Genomic DNA, 19428 nt, shown 5'->3' with positions numbered 1-19428 from the left:
GAATAGCATGGCAGAAGTAGGCATATTTGTCGGCACCACCTATGGCAACGCGCTGCTGGTGGCGGAAGAAGCAGAAGCGATCCTGAGCGGCCATGGACATAAGGCCACCGTTTACGAAGATGCAGTGCTCGCCGACTGGCAGCGCTACCAGGATAAAATTATTCTGGTGATCACCTCCACCACCGGGCAGGGGGATTTTCCCGACAGCATCGCCCCGTTGTTCCATGCGGTGAAAGATCAGATCGGCGTGCAGCCTGCACTGCGCTATGGCGTTATCGCCCTCGGCGACAGCACCTATACGCACTTTTGCGGCGCCGGTAAAACCTTTGATGCCCTGCTACAGGAACAGAATGCACAGCGGCTGGGCGAGGTATTACTCATCGACGCCAGCGAAGATCCGGAGCCGGAATCCGTCTCTAACCCGTGGGTTGAACACTGGGCTACCTTGCTTAACTAAATAAAAGCCACCCTGAAGGTGGCTTTTTACATTCTTACTCCCCTTTCTGTTCATTTCCGTGAAGTACTCCCCATAGCCCTGGGCTTTTGCATCAAACCTTCACCCCACGCCTGCGTAATGTTGTGGGGTTGCACAGTGAGTGTTCGTAGCCCGCTTTTTATACTTTTTGAGCCAGATACAAATGCAGCGTTCAGGGGAAAGCGACCTGACAGATGAACTGCAAAAAATAACAGCATGATCCCGGGCACCCTACCGCTACACCGACGGGAAACATGCTACGAACATCTACGCTTCGGGAGTACAACCATGAGTTCATTAAGCCACGCGGCGAGCAGTGCGGAAAAACGCACCAACGCCCGCTACTGGATAGTGGTGATGCTGTTTATCGTCACATCCTTCAACTACGGTGACCGCGCCACGCTGTCTATCGCCGGTTCGGAAATGGCCAAAGACATTGGCCTTGATCCCATCGGTATGGGTTATGTTTTCTCGGCATTTTCATGGGCCTATGTGATTGGCCAAATCCCCGGCGGCTGGCTGCTTGACCGTTTCGGCTCCAAGCGCGTCTATTTCTGGTCCATTTTTATCTGGTCCGCCTTCACCCTCCTGCAGGGTTTCGTCGATATTTTCAGCGGGTTCGGCATCATAGTCGCGCTCTTTACCCTGCGCTTCCTGGTCGGACTAGCTGAAGCGCCATCTTTCCCCGGCAACAGCCGTATCGTCGCGGCCTGGTTCCCGGCGCAGGAGAGGGGTACCGCCGTCGCCATTTTTAACTCCGCACAATACTTCGCGACGGTGATCTTCGCGCCGATCATGGGCTGGTTAACCCATGAGGTGGGCTGGTCGCACGTGTTCTTCTTTATGGGCGGGCTGGGGATTATCATCAGCTTTATCTGGCTGAAAGTGATCCACGAACCTAACGAACATCCGGGCGTAAACAAAAAAGAGCTGGAATACATCGCCGCAGGCGGCGGGCTGATCAATATGGATCAGAAAGGCCCTAAAACGCATGTTCCGCTCAGTCAAAAGTGGGGGCAGATCAAACAGCTGATCGGCTCCCGCATGATGCTCGGCATCTATCTCGGCCAGTACTGCATTAACGCCCTGACTTACTTCTTTATCACCTGGTTCCCGGTCTATCTGGTGCAGGCGCGCGGCATGTCGATCCTGAAAGCAGGCTTTGTCGCCTCGGTACCGGCCATCTGCGGCTTTGTAGGCGGCGTGCTGGGCGGCGTAATTTCCGACTGGCTGATGCGTCGTACCGGCTCGCTGAATATCGCCCGTAAAACGCCTATCGTGCTCGGCATGATGTTGTCGATGGTGATGGTGTTCTGTAACTACGTTGAAACCGAGTGGATGATCATCGGCTTTATGGCGATGGCGTTCTTCGGCAAAGGCATTGGCGCGCTGGGCTGGGCAGTGATGGCGGATACCGCGCCGAAAGAGATCAGCGGCCTCTCCGGCGGACTGTTCAATATGTTCGGCAATGTCTCCGGCATCGTCACGCCGATCGCTATCGGCTATATCGTCGGCACCACCGGCTCCTTTAACGGCGCGCTGATTTACGTTGGTATCCATGCGCTGGTGGCGGTACTGAGTTATCTGGTGCTGGTGGGTGACATTAAACGTGTCGAACTGAAACCTGTGGCGGGACGTGAATGATGAATACACAGGCAACTCCCTTAATTGCCAGCATGCGGGTGATCCCGGTAGCCGGGCACGACAGCATGCTGATGAATATCGGTGGCGCGCATAACGCTTACTTCACCCGCAATATCGTGGTGCTGACCGATAACGCCGGTAACACCGGCGTCGGTGAAGCACCGGGCGGCGAAACCATTTACCAGACGCTGGTGGATGCCATTCCGCTGGTAGTGGGGCAGGAAGTGGCCCGTCTGAATAAAGTCGTACAGCGGGTCCACAAAGGCAACCAGGCCGCGGATTTTGACACCTTCGGCAAAGGCGCATGGACGTTTGAGCTGCGCGTTAACGCGGTGGCCGCGCTGGAAGCGGCGCTGCTGGATCTGCTGGGCAAAGCGCTGAACGTGCCGGTGTGCGAACTGCTCGGTCCCGGCAAACAGCGCGATGCGGTGACCGTGCTTGGCTATCTGTTTTACGTCGGTGACCGCACGCAAACGCCGCTGCCGTACCTTGACGCGACGCCGGGCAATCACGACTGGTATCGCCTGCGTCATCAGCACGCCATGACCAGCGAGGCGGTGGTGACGCTGGCGCAGGCGGCGCAGGATCGCTACGGCTTTAAAGACTTCAAACTCAAGGGCGGCGTACTGCCCGGCGAGCAGGAGATCGAAACCGCACGCGCGCTCAAGAAAGGTTTTCCGGATGCGCGTATTACCGTGGATCCCAACGGCGCATGGCTGCTCGATGAGGCCATTCGCCTGTGTAAGGGACTCAACGATGTGCTGACCTATGCGGAAGATCCATGCGGGGCGGAGCAGGGCTTTTCCGGACGCGAAGTGATGGCGGAGTTCCGCCGCGCAACCGGGCTGCCGGTCGCCACCAATATGATCGCCACCAACTGGCGGGAAATGGGCCACGCCGTCATGCTCAATGCGGTCGACATTCCGCTGGCGGACCCGCATTTCTGGACGCTGTCCGGGGCGGTGCGCGTGGCGCAGTTGTGCGATGACTGGGGGCTGACCTGGGGTTGTCATTCCAACAACCATTTCGATATTTCGCTGGCGATGTTTACCCATGTCGGCGCGGCAGCACCTGGTACGCCAACGGCCATCGACACCCACTGGATCTGGCAGGAAGGCGATGCCCGCCTGACGAAACAGCCGCTGGAAATTAAGCAGGGCAAAATCGCCGTCCCTGACGCGCCGGGGCTGGGCGTGGAAATCGACTGGAGCCAGATTGAGAAGGCCCACGAGCTCTACAAAACCCTGCCGGGCGGCGCGCGTAATGACGCCGGCCCCATGCAGTATCTCATCCCGGGCTGGACGTTTGACCGCAAACGCCCCGTCTTTGGACGCCATTGATTAGAGTAAAAGGATGACAGAATGAGCACCACTACCCCCGTTGTTACTTCCATGCAGGTGATCCCGGTTGCCGGTTACGACAGCATGTTAATGAACCTGAGCGGTGCCCATGCGCCGTTCTTTACCCGCAACATCGTGATCATCAAAGATAACGCCGGACAGACCGGCGTGGGCGAAATTCCCGGCGGCGAAAAAATCCGCACCACGCTGGAAGACGCCGCCGCGCTGGTGGTGGGTAAAACCATCGGCGAATACAAAAATATCCTCACCGCCGTGCGTCAGGCATTCGCCGATCGCGACGCCGCTGGCCGCGGCCTGCAAACCTTCGATTTGCGTACCACCATTCACGTGGTGACCGGTATTGAAGCCGCGATGCTGGATCTGCTCGGCAAACACCTCGGCGTTAACGTTGCCACCCTGCTGGGCGACGGGCAGCAGCGCAGCGAAGTGGAAATGCTCGGCTATCTGTTCTTTGTCGGCGATCGTAAACGCACGCCGCTGCCGTACCAGAGCCAGCCGGACGACAAATGCGACTGGTATCGCGTGCGCCACGAAGAAGCCATGACCCCGGATGCGGTGGTGCGCCTGGCGGAAGCGGCCTATGAAAAATACGGCTTTAACGACTTCAAACTCAAGGGCGGCGTGCTGGCGGGCTTTGAAGAAGCTGAGGCAGTTACCGCGCTGGCTAAACGCTTCCCGCAGGCGCGTGTGACCCTCGATCCGAACGGCGCCTGGTCGCTGGATGAAGCCATCGCTATCGGTAAATCCCTGCGCGGCGTGCTGGCCTATGCCGAAGATCCGTGCGGCGCAGAGCAGGGTTTCTCCGGGCGTGAAGTGATGGCGGAATTCCGCCGCGCCACCGGCCTGCCGACCGCCACCAATATGATCGCCACCGACTGGCGGCAGATGGGGCACACGCTGTCGCTGCAATCGGTGGACATTCCGCTGGCGGATCCGCACTTCTGGACCATGCAGGGCTCGGTACGGGTGGCGCAGATGTGTCATGAATTCGGCCTGACCTGGGGTTCACACTCCAACAACCATTTCGATATCTCGCTGGCGATGTTCACTCACGTGGCGGCCGCAGCGCCAGGCAACATCACCGCCATTGATACACACTGGATCTGGCAGGAAGGCAATCAGCGCCTCACTAAACAGCCATTCGAAATTAAAGGCGGCATGGTGCAGGTGCCGACTACGCCGGGCCTCGGCGTTGAGCTGGATATGGATCAGGTGATGAAGGCGAATGAACTGTATCAGAAGCATGGCCTGGGCGCGCGCGACGACGCCATGGGCATGCAGTACCTGATCCCCAACTGGACTTTTGATAACAAACGCCCCTGCATGGTGCGTTAGTGCAACCCCGCCGGTTCTTGCGGGAACCGGCGCTTTCCCGTGTCGGGAAAGATAATACTGGCAGTCAACATACCTAAGGACAGCATATGAAAATAGTGATCGCACCGGACTCATACAAGGAAAGCCTGAGTGCCCTCGATGTCGCTACCGCCATTGAACGCGGTTTTAAAGAGATTTTCCCGGACGCGGAGTACGTCAAACTGCCGGTGGCAGATGGCGGCGAAGGCACGGTCGAAGCGATGGTGGCTGCCACCCACGGCAGAAAAGTGCAGGTTAAGGTGACCGGCCCGCTCGGCGAACCGGTAGCGGGTTTTTACGGTCTTTCCGGCGATGAGCGGAGCGCCTTTATTGAAATGGCCGCCGCCAGTGGTCTGGAACTGGTGCCTGCGGCAAAACGCGACCCATTAATTACAACATCCTGGGGGACGGGCGAGCTGATCCGTCACGCCCTCGACGCGGGCGTGAAACATATTATTATCGGGCTTGGCGGCAGTGCCACCAATGACGGCGGCGCCGGAATGGTACAGGCGCTGGGCGCGAAGCTGTTAAATGCGCAGGGGAAGTCGCTGGGGCAGGGCGGCGGCGAACTGGAAACGCTGGCGCGCATTGACGTCAGCGAACTGGATGCGCGCCTGAAAACCTGCCGCATAGAAGTGGCCTGTGACGTGACCAATCCGCTTACGGGTGACCAGGGGGCATCGGCGATTTTCGGTCCGCAAAAAGGCGCGACGGGCGAAACCGTTGCCCGTCTGGACCACGCGCTGCACCATTATGCGACGATCATTCAGCGCGATCTGGATGTGGATGTGCTGACGCTGGCAGGCGGGGGCGCGGCGGGCGGCATGGGGGCCGGGCTGTACGCATTTTGCGGCGCGGAGCTGCGTCGCGGCATTGAGATCGTCACCGACGCGCTGCATCTGGCGGAGCACGTTGCCGGTGCCGATCTGGTGATCACCGGCGAAGGGCGCATCGACAGCCAGACCGTGCACGGCAAAGTGCCGGTTGGTGTGGCGAAGGTCGCGAAGCGTTATAACAAACCGGTAATTGGTATTGCCGGCAGCCTGACGGCAGACGTGGGGATCGTCCATGAGCACGGACTGGACGCGGTATTCAGCGTCATCTACACCATTTGCTCACTGGACGACGCGCTGAAAAATGCCGGGGAAAACGTACGCATGACCGCGCGCAACGTCGCGGCGGTGTTAAAGGCCGGGCGGGGATTACCGCCGTCAGCCTGACAACGTCTCCCTCTCCCTGCGGGAGAGGGCCGGGGTGAGAGGGAGTATTATCCCAGGATCTTACTCGCTTCCCGCCCCACGTTATCCATCTCATCCAGCAGTTCGAGGAATTCCGGCTCCAGATCCGCGGCGGGCGTTCCGCTGCGTAACTGGTGCTCAATCAGATGGCAGAGATTTTTCAGCCGTGGCACGCCGCTGTAGCCACAGCTGCCATGCAGCTTATGAATGGCCTCCGTCAGTCCTTCCGGCGCTTCTCCCACCAGTTGTTCCTCCACCTTATTGCGGATCTCCGGCAGGAAATCGAGCAGCATCTGTAACATTTCCCGCGCCAGATCGTTCTTTCCGGCGGCCTGACGCAGCGCCAGCTGCCAGTCGAGGGTGGCGTTCGGGTTGACCGTGGCTGCCACCGGCTCAGGAAGCGGCTGCGGCTCAGGCGGCGTCAGCCACTGGCTCACGCCGGGGCCGGGCAGATAGCGCAGCAGCAGGCTGCGTAACTTATCTTCTTCGATCGGTTTCGCCAGATAGCCGTTCATGCCCGCGCTGAACAGCTTCTCTTTCTGATCGGCGAGGGCATGGGCCGTGACCGCCACTACCGGCGTCTGCTGCTGGTGCGGCAACTGGCGGATTAACTCGCAGGCGCGAATGCCGTCCATTTCCGGCATCTGAATATCCATCAGGATCAAATCGAACTGCATCTGCCGCGCCCGGTCAACGGCCTGTTGCCCGCTTTCGCACAGTTCCACCTGCTGCACCTGATCGTCAAGCAGCGCGCCGATCAGCTTCAGGTTGGCGGGATTATCATCTACCGCCATGACGCTCATCGCCAGCTTATCCGCGTTCTCCAGCAGCGGCGGCGCACGGCGGTTCAGGCGACAATATTCATTGAGCGCGGGCAGCAGTCGCGCCGCCGTTAGGGGCTTGAGCAGACAGGCCGCCGCGCCATTTTGTTTCAGCTCTTCGGCGTTAATTTGCGCATGGCAGGGCAGCGCCAGCAGCAGGTAATCGGTCATCTGCGACGCCTTCGCCAGCCGGGTATGCTGCATGGTCAGCGGCTCCTGCAGGGTCACCGGCACCGCCAGTAGCAGAATATCGTAATGATCTTCCGGCAGCCCTGACAGCGTCGGGCTGTAGATCACCTCCAGCGGCGTACTGCTGAGTAAATCCAGCGTGCTCTGCGCCGCCGCCGTGTTCGGCTCAATGTAGGCCAGCCGTTTACCCGTAAGGCACAGCGTTGATGGCCCTTCGCCGATGACGTTTGGATTGAGATCGAGATTGATGTGGAACCAGAAGGTGGACCCACGCTGCGGCTGGCTGTGGAAAGAGATATCGCCGCCCATTTCATTAACCAGTTTTTGCGTGATCACCAGCCCCAGCCCGGTACCGCCGTGTCGCCGCGAAATACTCGCATCCGCCTGACGGAACGCCTGGAACAGCCGCGACTGATCCCGCTCGGGAATACCGATACCGGTATCGCGGATCTGCACCTCGATCTGCACTTTGTTATTACTGATGGAGCGTTTTTCCACCAGGATGTCTATGTTGCCGTTTTCGGTGAACTTAATGGCGTTACCCACCAGATTAGTGATCACCTGTTGCAGGCGCAGAGGATCGCCAATGACATTGTCCGGCACGTCGTTCTTGATGTTCAGCGTCAGCTCAAGGCCCTTATCATGCGCGGCATGAGCCAGCAGCGTCACCACTTCGTCCAGCGCGTTGCGCAGCGGGAAGGGAATGCTTTCAAGGATCAGCTTACCGGCTTCAAGCTTCGAGAAATCCAGCACGTCATTGATGATGGTCAGCAGATTATTGGCCGAGCGCTCAATGGTATGCAGATGATCTTTCTGGGTGGGCGTCAGCTCGGATTTCAGCGTCAGGCGGGTAAAGCCGATCACGCCGTTAAGAGGCGTGCGCAGCTCATGAGACATGTTCGCCAGAAACTCTGACTTGATGCGCGCCGCTTCCTGCGCCCGTTTTTTCGCCAGATCCAGCTCAACGTTCTGGATCTCCATCTGCTCCAGCGTTTCCCGCAGATCGGAGGTGGCCTGATCGATATTGTGCTGCATCTCCTCGTGATAGGCCGCCAGCGACATCGCCATCGAATTAATGCCGTTTTTCAGCATATCCAGCTCGCCGAGCATGAAGCCTTCCACGCGGCTGTCCAGCTGACCGCGACGGATGCGATCAACGGTATTGACCATATTGCGGATCGGGCCGGTGACGTCGCGCATCAGCCGCCAGCCAAAGATCAGGGCGATGCCGATACAGAACAGCATCATCACCGAGGAGACAAAAATCTCTTTGTACTGCTGCAGGCGCACGGAACGCAGATCCAGCTCCAGCGCCACATAGCCCAACATATTATTCGCCTGCTTGGCATCCGCCGTGGAAGATTCGTCAGGTGAATACCTTTCTGAGATAATCGGCGTACGCAGGATCATAAAATCGCCGTTGCGCACCACGCTCAAGCGGCGCGGGAAAGGCGTGCCTTTCGACAGTTTTAGCTCGTCCGGGTCGAGATGGAAATTTGAGGTAACAAACAGATTGTTACGCTCATCGTAAATGGAGATCGCCCGCACGATGTCCGAATGGCGACGGTGCAACACGCTGATGAGCTGCCCGATAGACTCACGGTTTTGCAGATTCATGCCGTATTCGCTGGAGACGGCGAGCGGCTCAATAATGCTGGCGCCGGCGTCTTCAAGCTGACGCTGTAAGTCATTGTAGCGGTGGACAACAAAGAAGATGCTGAGCAACAAACCGATCAGTACGGTGGGGGCCAGAATCAAAATCATCATGCGCGCGCGCAGGCTGTAGTTGGTCATGGAGTTCCGTTATGGGACAATTAGGGCAATTATGTTTGATTGAGAAAATTCCCGGCAATGGCGCAATTCTACTCTGCAAAACGACGCGTGGCGACGCGTCAGATCATAACTGTTGAAGTGAGCGACCTCGATCCTTTCGGTCAGGGCGTGGCTCGTCACAACGGTAAAGCGCTGTTTATCCCCGGACTACTGCCCGGCGAACGGGCGGAAATCATGGTGACGGAAGACAAACGTCAATATGCTCGCGGGCAGGTTAAGCGTCGTCTTAACGACAGCCCGGAACGGGAAACGCCGCTGTGCCCGCATTTTGGCGTCTGCGGCGGCTGTCAGCAGCAGCACGCCAGCGTGGCGCTGCAACAGCGCAGTAAGCGCAGCGCGCTGGCCCGCATGATGAAACGCGAGGTGGACGAAGTGATCGCCGACCAGCCCTGGGGCTATCGTCGTCGCGCGCGCCTGAGCCTGAACGTGGCGGCAAAAAGCCAGCGTCTGGAAATGGGTTTTCGCAAAGCGGGTTCAAACGACATCATCGACGTGAAGCGTTGCCCGATTCTGGTGCCCCGTCTTGAGGCGCTGCTGCCATCATTGCGCAGCTGTCTGCAGACGCTGGACAATCCGCACCATCTTGGACACGTCGAACTGGTGCTGGCCGATAACGGCCCGCTGCTGGTATTGCGTCATACCGCGCCATTAAGCGCCAAAGATCGTGAAAAACTGGAACGCTTTTCGCATTCCGGGGACGTGGCGCTGTTTCTTGCGCCGCAAAGCGACATACTGCAACCCGTAACCGGCGAGGCGCCCTGGTACACCTCGGACGGGCTACGCTTAACCTTCAGCCCGCGTGATTTCATTCAGGTGAATGATGGAGTGAATCAGCAGATGGTGGCAAAAGCGCTGGCGTGGCTGGACATTTCCCCTGGCGATCGGGTGCTGGATCTGTTCTGCGGGATGGGCAATTTTACCCTGCCGCTGGCGAAACGCGCTGCAAGCGTGGTGGGCGTGGAGGGTGTCGCGGCGCTGGTGGAAAAAGGGCGGCAAAACGCCGAACAGAATGCGTTGCACAATGTGACATTTTTTCATGAAAACCTGGAAGAAGATGTCACCACGCAGCCCTGGGCGCGCCACGGCATAGACAAAGTGCTGCTCGATCCGGCGCGCGCCGGTGCGCCGGGCGTCATGCAGCACATAATAAAACTTGCCCCGTCAAAAGTAGTCTATGTTTCCTGTAACCCGGCCACGCTTGCCCGCGACAGTGAAGCATTATTAAATGCGGGGTACCAGATTCAGCGGCTGGCGATGCTGGACATGTTCCCGCACACTGGGCATCTGGAATCTATGGTGTTATTTGCACGCAGTGTGAGCACAGGTAATTAACTTCGGCTTGTCGAATTCGACAGGCTTCGTCCCTGAAAGGAGAGGACAATGGTTGCGGTAAGAAGTGCACATCTTAATCGGGCAGGAGAATTCGATTCTGAAAAATGGATCGCCAGTCTGGGAATTTCCAGTCAGCCCTCGTGTGACCGCTTAGCCGAAACCTGGGCGTACTGCCTGCAAAAAACCCAGGGCCATCCTGACGCCGATCTGCTGTTGTGGCGCGGCGTCGAGATGGTGGAAATCCTCTCCATGTTAAGCATGGATATTGAAACGCTGCGCGCGGCGCTGCTGTTTCCGCTGGCGGACGCCAACGTCGTCAGCGAAGACGTACTGCGCGAGAGCGTCGGTAAAGCCATTGTCGATTTGATCCACGGCGTGCGCGATATGGCCGCTATCCGTCAGCTGAAAGCCACGCACAACGACTCCGTTTCTTCTGAACAGGTGGATAACGTTCGCCGGATGCTGCTGGCGATGGTCGATGATTTCCGCTGCGTGGTGATCAAACTGGCCGAGCGCGTGGCGCATCTGCGGGAAGTGAAAGATCTGCCGGAAGATGAACGCGTACTGGCGGCGAAAGAGTGCACCAATATCTATGCGCCGCTGGCGAACCGCTTAGGTATCGGTCAGCTGAAATGGGAGCTGGAAGATTACTGCTTCCGCTATCTGCATCCGGATGAATACAAGCGCATCGCTAAACTGCTGCATGAGCGCCGTATCGATCGTGAACATTACATTGATGAATTTGTGGGTCATCTGCGCGCGGAAATGAAAACCGAGGGCGTGAAGGCCGAGGTGTACGGCCGTCCGAAGCACATCTACAGCATCTGGCGCAAAATGCAGAAAAAGCAGCTCGCCTTTGACGAGCTGTTTGACGTGCGCGCGGTGCGTATTGTGGCCGAGCGCCTGCAGGACTGCTATGCGGCGCTGGGTATCGTACATACTCATTATCGCCATCTGCCCGACGAGTTTGACGACTACGTCGCCAACCCGAAACCCAACGGTTACCAGTCCATTCACACCGTGGTGCTGGGGCCGGGGGGCAAAACCGTTGAGATCCAGATCCGTACCCGTCAGATGCATGAAGATGCCGAACTGGGCGTGGCGGCGCACTGGAAGTACAAAGAAGGGGCAGCCGCGACAGGCGCGCGCGCGTCCGGCCACGAAGATCGCATTGCCTGGCTGCGTAAGCTTATCGCCTGGCAGGAAGAGATGGCCGACTCCGGCGAAATGCTCGACGAACTGCGCAGTCAGGTGTTCGACGATCGCGTTTACGTCTTTACGCCGAAAGGCGATGTGGTCGACTTACCGGCAGGCTCCACGCCGCTCGACTTCGCCTACCACATTCACAGCGACGTCGGCCATCGCTGCATCGGGGCGAAAATCAGCGGACGCATTGTGCCCTTTACCTATCAGCTTCAGATGGGCGATCAGATCGAAATCATCACCCAGAAGCAGCCGAACCCCAGCCGCGACTGGCTGAATCCTAACCTTGGCTATGTCACCACCAGCCGCGGACGGGCTAAGATCCATAACTGGTTCCGCAAACAGGATCGCGATAAAAATATTCTCGCCGGGCGGCAGATCCTTGATGACGAGCTTGAACATCTGGGGATCAGCCTGAAAGAGGCGGAAAAACAGCTGCTGCCGCGCTACAACTTCAACGAAGTGGAAGAGCTGCTGGCGGCGATTGGCGGCGGCGACATTCGCCTTAACCAGATGGTTAACTTCCTGCAGGCGCAGTTTAATAAACCGAGCGCCGAGGAACAGGACGCCGCTGCGCTTAAACAGTTGCAGCAGAAAACCTGGGCGCCGCCGCACCGTAACACCAACAAAGATAAAGGCCGCGTGGTGGTGGAGGGCGTTGGTAATCTGATGCACCACATCGCCCGCTGCTGCCAACCGATCCCCGGCGATGAGATCACCGGTTTTATCACTCAGGGGCGCGGCATCTCTATTCACCGCGCCGACTGCGATCAGCTGACCGAACTGCAATCCCACGCGCCTGAACGTATTGTCGACGCGGTATGGGGCGAGAGCTACTCGGCGGGCTATTCGCTGGTGGTGCGCGTGACCGCTAACGATCGCAGCGGTCTGCTACGCGATATCACCACCATTCTCGCCAATGAGAAGGTCAACGTGCTGGGCGTGGCAAGCCGTAGCGACACCAAACAGCAGCTGGCCACCATTGATATGAATATCGAAATCTATAATCTGCAGGTGCTTGGCCGCGTCCTCGGTAAACTGAATCAGGTGCCGGATGTGATAGACGCGCGTCGCCTGCACGGCGGTTAATTTTACTTTTTCGGCCCGATGGCGAATTGCTGTCGGGCCTGTGTTTTCAGGACATTCCAATGACGCAAATCGATCGCCTGCTGGGCATCATGCAACGCCTGCGCGACCCGGAAAACGGCTGCCCGTGGGATAAAGAGCAGACCTTTGCCACCATCGCCCCTTACACCCTCGAAGAAACCTATGAAGTGCTGGACGCCATTTCCCGGGAAGATTTTGATGATCTGCGCGGCGAACTGGGCGATCTGCTGTTCCAGGTGGTGTTTTACGCGCAAATGGCGCAGGAAGGGGGGCGTTTTGACTTCAATGACATTTGCGCGGCAATCAGCGACAAGCTGGAACGCCGTCACCCGCATATCTTTGGCGATGCCACGGCAGAAAACAGTACTGAGGTATTAGCGCGCTGGGAGCAAATTAAGCACGAAGAGCGCGCCGAAAAAGCGCAGCATTCGGTGCTGGATGACATCCCGCACAGCTTCCCGGCGCTGATGCGCGCGCATAAAATTCAGAAGCGCTGCGCCTCGGTCGGCTTTGACTGGGCCACCCTCGGCCCGGTGGTGGAAAAAGTTTACGAAGAGATCGATGAAGTGATGGACGAGGCGAAACAGGCGGTCGTCGATCAGGCGCGGGTGGAAGAAGAAATGGGCGATTTGCTGTTCGCCACCGTGAATTTATCCCGTCATCTGGGCGTCAAAGCGGAAGTGGCGCTGCAAAAAGCGAACCTCAAATTTGAGCGTCGTTTCCGGGAAGTGGAGCGTATTGTTGCTGCCCGCGGGCTGAGCATGACCGGTGTTGATCTGGAAACCATGGAAGAAGTCTGGCAGCAGGTAAAGCGGCAGGAATCTGATCTCTAACGACTTTTGCGGATCAAGCGCGATTTGTGTGATTTTTTAAATAACAAGCGCTTGATTTGCGTCAAAAACATTTAGCCAAAAGGGGCTATTTTCTCACTCCTTATTATTGTCAGAACCTGTGGAAGAGGAGGAAGAATGAAAGTTTGTGGCAACTGCCCGGTTCCGGTATACTGCTTTCCCGTCCTGGTTATTCCATCGTCTTTTAAACCTAACTTCTCAGGTTCAGCATGACAACGAACTATATTTTTGTGACCGGCGGGGTCGTATCCTCTCTGGGAAAAGGCATTGCCGCAGCCTCCCTCGCAGCCATTCTTGAAGCCCGTGGCCTCAGCGTAAGCATTATGAAACTGGATCCGTACATCAACGTCGATCCGGGCACCATGAGCCCAATTCAGCACGGGGAAGTGTTCGTTACTGAAGACGGCGCTGAAACCGATTTAGACCTGGGCCACTACGAGCGCTTCATTCGCACCAAAATGAGCCGCCGTAACAACTTCACTACCGGTCGTATCTACTCCGACGTGCTGCGTAAAGAGCGCCGTGGCGACTATCTGGGCGCGACCGTTCAGGTTATTCCGCACATCACCAACGCCATCAAAGAGCGCATCATCGAAGGTGGCGAAGGCTACGACGTGGTGCTGGTTGAAATCGGCGGCACGGTAGGCGACATCGAATCCCTGCCGTTCCTTGAAGCGATTCGCCAGATGGCCGTGGAAGTGGGCCGTGAACACACCATGTACATGCACCTGACGCTGGTGCCATACATGGCGGCGGCAGGTGAGGTGAAGACCAAACCGACACAGCATTCTGTGAAAGAGCTGCTTTCTATCGGTATCCAGCCGGATATTCTGATTTGTCGCTCAGATCGCGCGGTTCCTGCCAACGAACGTGCAAAAATTGCTTTGTTCTGTAACGTTCCAGAAAAAGCCGTTATTTCTCTGAAAGACGTCGATTCTATTTATAAAATTCCGGGCCTGTTGAAATCTCAGGGACTGGACGATTATATTTGTAAACGATTCAGCCTGAACTGTCCGGAAGCTAACCTGTCTGAATGGGAACAGGTTATTTACGAAGAAGCGAATCCGGCGGGTGAAGTCACCATCGGCATGGTCGGCAAATACATTGAGCTGCCGGATGCCTATAAATCGGTGATCGAAGCGCTGAAACACGGTGGTCTGAAGAACCGCGTAACCGTCAACATCAAGCTGATCGATTCGCAGGATGTGGAAACGCGCGGCGTTGAGATCTTAAAAGGTCTGGACGCGATCCTGATCCCGGGTGGTTTCGGCTACCGCGGCGTTGAAGGTAAGATCGCCACTGCACGCTTTGCGCGTGAAAATAATATTCCTTATCTGGGCATTTGCCTGGGTATGCAGGTTGCGCTGATTGAGTTTGCGCGCAACGTAGCGGGAATGGACAACGCCAACTCAACGGAATTTGTGCCAGACTGTAAGTACCCTGTCGTGGCGCTCATTACCGAATGGCGTGATGAAGATGGCAATGTCGAAGTCCGCACTGAAAAGAGCGACCTGGGTGGTACGATGCGTCTCGGCGCACAGCAGTGCCAGTTGGATGACGACAGCCTCGTTCGTCAGTTGTACGGTGCGTCTACCATTGTTGAACGTCACCGTCACCGCTATGAAGTCAACAATATGCTGTTGAAACAAATTGAAGCTGCGGGTCTGCGTGTCGCGGGCCGTTCCGGCGATGATCAGTTAGTTGAGATCATCGAGGTGCCAAACCATCCGTGGTTTGTCGCCTGTCAGTTCCACCCGGAATTTACTTCAACGCCGCGTGATGGACATCCGCTGTTTGCAGGCTTTGTTAAGGCCGCAAGCGATTTCCAGAAGCGTCAGGCGAAGTAAGAGTTAGAACGACAATGCACCCTGCCGGGTGCATTGTTTGTCTGGAGTTTTAGTTTAACTTGTACTGAGGAAATCCTAATGTCCAAAATCGTTAAAGTCATCGGTCGTGAAATCATCGACTCCCGTGGTAACCCGACTGTTGAAGCCGAAGTACACCTTGAAGGTGGTTTCGTCGGTATGGCTGCTGCCCCGTCAGGTGCTTCTACTGGTTCCCGTGAAGCTCTGGAACTGCGCGATGGCGACAAATCCCGTTTCCTGGGTAAAGGCGTAACCAAAGCGGTTGCTGCGGTTAACGGCCCGATTGCTCAGGCAGTGCTTGGCAAAGACGCCAAAGACCAGGCTGGTATCGATAAGATCATGATCGATCTGGACGGTACTGAAAACAAATCTAACTTCGGTGCGAACGCTATCCTGGCTGTGTCTCTGGCTAACGCCAAAGCCGCTGCGGCTTCTAAAGGTCAGGCGCTGTACGAGCACATCGCTGAACTGAACGGCACTCCGGGCAAATACTCCATGCCGGTTCCGATGATGAACATCATCAACGGTGGCGAGCACGCAGATAACAACGTTGATATTCAGGAATTCATGATCCAGCCTGTTGGCGCTAAAACGCTGAAAGAAGCTGTGCGTATGGGTTCTGAAGTGTTCCACAACCTGGCTAAAGTTCTGAAAGCTAAAGGTATGAACACTGCGGTTGGCGACGAAGGCGGCTACGCGCCGAACCTGGGTTCCAACGCTGAAGCACTGGCTGTTATCGCTGAAGCGGTTAAAGCAGCAGGCTACGAACTGGGCACCGACATCACTCTGGCGATGGACTGCGCAGCGTCCGAGTTCTACAAAGACGGTAAATACGTTCTGGCCGGCGAAGGCAACAAAGCCTTCACCTCTGAAGAATTCACCCACTTCCTGGAAGATCTGACCAAACAGTACCCGATCGTTTCCATCGAAGATGGTCTGGACGAATCTGACTGGGATGGTTTCGCATACCAGACCAAAGTGCTGGGCGACAAAATCCAGCTGGTTGGTGACGATCTGTTCGTAACCAACACCAAGATCCTGAAAGAAGGTATCGAAAAAGGCATCGTTAACTCCATCCTGATCAAATTCAACCAGATCGGTTCTCTGACCGAAACTCTGGCTGCGATCAAAATGGCGAAAGACGCTGGCTACACCGCGGTGATCTCTCACCGTTCTGGCGAAACTGAAGATGCGACCATTGCCGACCTGGCAGTAGGTACCGCTGCAGGCCAGATCAAAACCGGTTCCATGAGCCGTTCTGACCGCGTTGCTAAATACAACCAGCTGATCCGTATCGAAGAAGCGCTGGGCGAAAAAGCACCGTACAACGGTCGTAAAGAGATCAAAGGCCAGTAATTCTGCCTTTTAATCTGATTGATAAATGCCAGTCTACGGACTGGCATTTTTTTACCTATTTTTTGCGAAGTTCCGGGCACGAACCAATAAATGTGAGTTATATCAAGCTAAAATTTTTATTTGCAGTGTAGTTTAGCAATAATAATATATAGTGTTATTGGTGCAGTGAATTAGTATTTGATAAGGATAGTTTTATATTATGGATGATGATGAAATAAAAATATTCATGATTAAATCTGGAGTGAAAAAAAGAGAGGCTGCTTTTCTGATTAAATTGGCAAAAAGGAAAAAGATCAGCATAGGAAGGGCATTCTTTCTCTATGTATGGAAATATTATGCCTGGAGTGGTGTATTGTTATTATCTGTGATTTTTGGCTCGATAGCTGGTGGAGTGGAGTCCTTTTTAGTTAACTTTCTTTTTTGCAGCGTGATTGCTTTTTTATCCTTATTCTTTACACCTTTTTTTATGAATTTAGTATGGAGTATTAAAATTCAGGTTAAGTTGATTGGGAAATGACAGGAGGTTTTAATGTGCAGTTATGGACTAATGAATTTGCAGCGTGAAGAAGAGAAAGTTAGTAGGCTTGTATTTGACATTGGTTTTAAATATTTACATGGAATCAAATTACGTTCGAGATTTATGTGTGAAGAGAATTCTCTTTCGAAAGAATATATTAATGACTATCTTTCAGGAAAAATAATTTTTTCTGAAGCAATGAACCGGTTACGAAGTCAGTATGAACGTTTGATTCGAAACCAAAGCCAATTACAGATGGGAAGCATAAAGTTATATGCTATCGCAGAGCGCGAAAAAGACAGGCATTCGCTTTTAACGATTACGCTCAAGCGAGTGGGTTTTGTTAGTGGCTCGATGCAGGCAATCGGGGGATTCGGAATATGCAAGGCGAATATTGGAGCTGCATGTAGATATTTTGGTGTTCCTTTAATGATCCAGGGAAGTGAAAATGTCTGGGAGAATGGCTACTACTTGCTTTATCACGAGGATCCAAAAGTAGTGCCTGTACGTTATGCTTATCGGCAGGCTGCTAAGTTTTTCGGTGGTGAAGGAAGGGATGGTGACATCGCTTTTTCAAGTGGAGATATTGCCCTTTCTCTCGGGTCGGCATCGACATTGACATTAAAGTCTGATTCATGGAAATTATTCCACTATATTCGGGAGGATTATATCCATAACTGGAGAACATTGGGCGCTGTCGGCGGAATCAATGAATTAGCGGGTGATGCAGCCAGTGGATTTTCTATTTATCAGATTGCGGGAGTGGGGAGTACAAACTGGGAGGCGTTGGGGAGGTAAACAGATGCATGAAAAAAAATATGATCCGAATGATAGAGATTTAGTCGAAAGGGTAATGAACACAGGATTAAGTGAATATAAAACGCAAAAAATTATTAACGCTGCCAATGCAAAAGGGTTAAGCTTACAAAAAACGTATCGGCTAACGGAAGCAAGAATATTCAGCGTAGATGTCATTATTGCTACGATTATGCTTTTTTTTATTATCTCGATAGTGTTACTCGATCCTGGCGCTTTGTGGGTGTTCATTTTTGTATTTGGGCTTCTATTTATAACGATTGAAGTAGTAGTTCGGTCTCATAAAAATTACTGGAAGATGTTGAAAATCTATCACGGTCTTAGGGGGTTATGAAACCTTCTTCTATACAGAATCATTATAATAGATGTTCTTTACCTCAATTATAGTGAATGCGTGCTGATATAAAAGAGAGGAATTCTGCAAAAACCAATAGTGACTCATATCGAATTTGTAGTCTTCCCCAATGTATTAGCGTTCTACAGCAGCAGCGGTAAGGTCGCGCTGGCGGTTTGCTGGCTGGTATCGCTGTAATGCGCGTCATAAGACATTAAAGCAGTGATCAGCAGTTCCACCAGCAGCATGGCCCCCACTTTGGCATTCAGCGCCCCGGCGCTGAGCGGCCCTTCAGGTTTCGCCGCCACCAGCAGCATATCGCTGATCGACGCCAGCGGACTGCGCGGCGTATTGCTTAACGCCAGCACCGTCGCACCACGTTTACGCGCCAGTTTCACCACATGCAGCAGATCGCGCGTGGAGCCGGAACTGGAGATCGCGATCACCAGCTCATCACTTCCCAGCGTGGTGGCATTCATCGCCGCGCGATGCATATCGCTGAACAGCTGCGCCGTTTTGCCGAGGCGTAAAAGTTTGTAGTGCAGATAATCGCCAATGATGGCGCTGGCCGCCACGCCGTAAATCTGCACTGTGCGCGCCTGATGCAGTGTCATTGCCGCCCTGGCCAGCACCTCGCGGTCAAGCAGCCTCGACGTATCCCGCAGCGCCATGACCGACTCTTCCACCAGCGTATCAATCTCATCGCCCTGCTCACGCGGCGTCCCGGCGCGCTGCACATCCAGCGCCAGCGCCATTTTGAATTCCGTATAGCCTTTGCAGCCCAGCACACGACACAGGCGCGTCACGCTGGCTTCGCTGGTGGCGCTCTCCCGCGCCAGCTCGGTGATGGTCTGATAAAGCACCCGCGAAGGTTCTGCCAGTATGTATTCCGTCAGCTTCTGCTGCGTGGGGCTGTAACCCGACATTCCCTGGCGGAGGCGCAGCAGCACATTTTCATTTTCAGACATTCCGGGATCCTTTACGTCGTTAATGCCCGATAGTGTGGCGGAAAGAGGGGACAGGTTGCCAGTCATTTTAAAATAGTATGATCCGCTTCCGCTTTTTTGGTGATAATTTTCACGTTAAATATTTATTGTGGTAAAAATTTTCATCAACAAGCAGCGAGCGGAGAT

At 55.1% G+C, this 19428-nt stretch carries 15 protein-coding genes; 13 read left to right on the top strand and 2 right to left on the bottom strand.

What is annotated here, in order from left to right; translation table 11 throughout:
• The first annotated feature begins 7 nt into the window (after positions 1–7).
• The 5 genes from BMF08_RS00885 (at position 8) to BMF08_RS00865 (ending at position 6053) form a co-directional block, all read left to right on the top strand.
• Positions 8–457 carry a flavodoxin gene (locus tag BMF08_RS00885; RefSeq protein WP_072569949.1) on the top strand — a complete coding sequence of 150 codons (450 nt, stop codon included), beginning with the start codon at positions 8–10 and terminating at the stop codon, positions 455–457.
• Between the two features lie 306 nt (positions 458–763).
• The gene (locus BMF08_RS00880) at positions 764–2119 is read left to right on the top strand and encodes an MFS transporter (RefSeq protein ID WP_072569950.1); all 1356 of its coding nucleotides are present in this window, start codon (positions 764–766) and stop codon (positions 2117–2119) included.
• Complete coding sequence (locus BMF08_RS00875; protein ID WP_072570143.1) at positions 2119–3459, top strand: enolase C-terminal domain-like protein; 1341 nt, start codon at positions 2119–2121, stop codon at positions 3457–3459. The genes BMF08_RS00880 and BMF08_RS00875 overlap by 1 nt, the downstream gene beginning before the upstream one ends.
• Before the next feature lie 21 nt (positions 3460–3480).
• Positions 3481–4815, top strand: a complete 1335-nt coding sequence (gene gudD / locus BMF08_RS00870) for a glucarate dehydratase (protein WP_072569951.1) — start codon at positions 3481–3483, stop codon at positions 4813–4815.
• A gap of 86 nt (positions 4816–4901) precedes the next feature.
• Complete coding sequence (locus BMF08_RS00865) at positions 4902–6053, top strand: glycerate kinase (protein ID WP_072569952.1); 1152 nt, start codon at positions 4902–4904, stop codon at positions 6051–6053.
• A gap of 47 nt (positions 6054–6100) precedes the next feature.
• On the opposite strand, the gene barA is transcribed toward BMF08_RS00865, so the two are convergent.
• Positions 6101–8875, bottom strand: a complete 2775-nt coding sequence (gene barA, locus BMF08_RS00860) for a two-component sensor histidine kinase BarA (RefSeq protein WP_072569953.1) — start codon at positions 8873–8875, stop codon at positions 6101–6103.
• Between the two features lie 57 nt (positions 8876–8932).
• On the opposite strand from barA, the gene rlmD reads away from it, so the two are divergent.
• The 8 genes from rlmD (at position 8933) to BMF08_RS00820 (ending at position 18295) form a co-directional block, all read left to right on the top strand.
• Positions 8933–10246, top strand: coding sequence for a 23S rRNA (uracil(1939)-C(5))-methyltransferase RlmD (gene rlmD / locus BMF08_RS00855; protein WP_072569954.1), 1314 nt, complete (start codon positions 8933–8935; stop codon positions 10244–10246).
• A gap of 48 nt (positions 10247–10294) precedes the next feature.
• Positions 10295–12538, top strand: coding sequence for a GTP diphosphokinase (relA, locus tag BMF08_RS00850; protein WP_072569955.1), 2244 nt, complete (start codon positions 10295–10297; stop codon positions 12536–12538).
• 59 nt (positions 12539–12597) lie between these two features.
• On the top strand, positions 12598–13389 hold the full coding sequence (mazG, locus tag BMF08_RS00845; RefSeq protein ID WP_072569956.1) for a nucleoside triphosphate pyrophosphohydrolase: 792 nt from the start codon (positions 12598–12600) through the stop codon (positions 13387–13389).
• A gap of 227 nt (positions 13390–13616) precedes the next feature.
• Positions 13617–15254: a glutamine hydrolyzing CTP synthase gene (pyrG, locus tag BMF08_RS00840; protein WP_072569957.1), complete on the top strand. Its 1638-nt coding sequence runs from the start codon at positions 13617–13619 to the stop codon at positions 15252–15254.
• Between the two features lie 78 nt (positions 15255–15332).
• Positions 15333–16628 (top strand): phosphopyruvate hydratase, encoded by a 1296-nt coding sequence (gene eno, locus BMF08_RS00835; RefSeq protein WP_072569958.1) that lies wholly within the window; start codon positions 15333–15335, stop codon positions 16626–16628.
• A 199-nt stretch (positions 16629–16827) separates the two neighbouring features.
• Positions 16828–17145: a hypothetical protein gene (locus BMF08_RS00830; protein WP_072569959.1), complete on the top strand. Its 318-nt coding sequence runs from the start codon at positions 16828–16830 to the stop codon at positions 17143–17145.
• A 12-nt stretch (positions 17146–17157) separates the two neighbouring features.
• Positions 17158–17943, top strand: a complete 786-nt coding sequence (locus BMF08_RS00825; protein ID WP_072569960.1) for a DUF4225 domain-containing protein — start codon at positions 17158–17160, stop codon at positions 17941–17943.
• 4 nt (positions 17944–17947) lie between these two features.
• Positions 17948–18295: a hypothetical protein gene (locus BMF08_RS00820; protein WP_072569961.1), complete on the top strand. Its 348-nt coding sequence runs from the start codon at positions 17948–17950 to the stop codon at positions 18293–18295.
• Between the two features lie 143 nt (positions 18296–18438).
• Here BMF08_RS00820 and BMF08_RS00815 read toward each other — a convergent pair whose 3' ends face one another.
• Positions 18439–19263 (bottom strand): MurR/RpiR family transcriptional regulator, encoded by an 825-nt coding sequence (locus tag BMF08_RS00815; protein ID WP_072569962.1) that lies wholly within the window; start codon positions 19261–19263, stop codon positions 18439–18441.
• Between the last annotated feature and the right edge of the window lie 165 nt (positions 19264–19428).

Origin of the sequence: Enterobacter sp. SA187 (assembly GCF_001888805.2) — a bacterium.
Lineage (GTDB): Bacteria > Pseudomonadota > Gammaproteobacteria > Enterobacterales > Enterobacteriaceae > Enterobacter_D.
This window is presented reverse-complemented; position numbering and strand designations above follow the sequence as displayed.

What these genes read in the sequence shown, in the direction of transcription:
- BMF08_RS00885 (WP_072569949.1), top strand. Translation starts at nt 8, where the DNA reads ATGGCAGAAGTAGGCATATTTGTCGGCACCACCTATGGCAACGCGCTG.
- BMF08_RS00865 (WP_072569952.1), top strand. Translation starts at nt 4,902, where the DNA reads ATGAAAATAGTGATCGCACCGGACTCATACAAGGAAAGCCTGAGTGCC.
- BMF08_RS00875 (WP_072570143.1), top strand. Translation starts at nt 2,119, where the DNA reads ATGAATACACAGGCAACTCCCTTAATTGCCAGCATGCGGGTGATCCCG.
- relA (WP_072569955.1), top strand. Translation starts at nt 10,295, where the DNA reads ATGGTTGCGGTAAGAAGTGCACATCTTAATCGGGCAGGAGAATTCGAT.
- gudD (WP_072569951.1), top strand. Translation starts at nt 3,481, where the DNA reads ATGAGCACCACTACCCCCGTTGTTACTTCCATGCAGGTGATCCCGGTT.
- BMF08_RS00815 (WP_072569962.1), bottom strand. Translation starts at nt 19,263, where the DNA reads ATGTCTGAAAATGAAAATGTGCTGCTGCGCCTCCGCCAGGGAATGTCG.
- BMF08_RS00825 (WP_072569960.1), top strand. Translation starts at nt 17,158, where the DNA reads ATGTGCAGTTATGGACTAATGAATTTGCAGCGTGAAGAAGAGAAAGTT.
- eno (WP_072569958.1), top strand. Translation starts at nt 15,333, where the DNA reads ATGTCCAAAATCGTTAAAGTCATCGGTCGTGAAATCATCGACTCCCGT.
- mazG (WP_072569956.1), top strand. Translation starts at nt 12,598, where the DNA reads ATGACGCAAATCGATCGCCTGCTGGGCATCATGCAACGCCTGCGCGAC.
- BMF08_RS00820 (WP_072569961.1), top strand. Translation starts at nt 17,948, where the DNA reads ATGCATGAAAAAAAATATGATCCGAATGATAGAGATTTAGTCGAAAGG.
- barA (WP_072569953.1), bottom strand. Translation starts at nt 8,875, where the DNA reads ATGACCAACTACAGCCTGCGCGCGCGCATGATGATTTTGATTCTGGCC.
- BMF08_RS00830 (WP_072569959.1), top strand. Translation starts at nt 16,828, where the DNA reads ATGGATGATGATGAAATAAAAATATTCATGATTAAATCTGGAGTGAAA.
- pyrG (WP_072569957.1), top strand. Translation starts at nt 13,617, where the DNA reads ATGACAACGAACTATATTTTTGTGACCGGCGGGGTCGTATCCTCTCTG.
- rlmD (WP_072569954.1), top strand. Translation starts at nt 8,933, where the DNA reads ATGGCGCAATTCTACTCTGCAAAACGACGCGTGGCGACGCGTCAGATC.
- BMF08_RS00880 (WP_072569950.1), top strand. Translation starts at nt 764, where the DNA reads ATGAGTTCATTAAGCCACGCGGCGAGCAGTGCGGAAAAACGCACCAAC.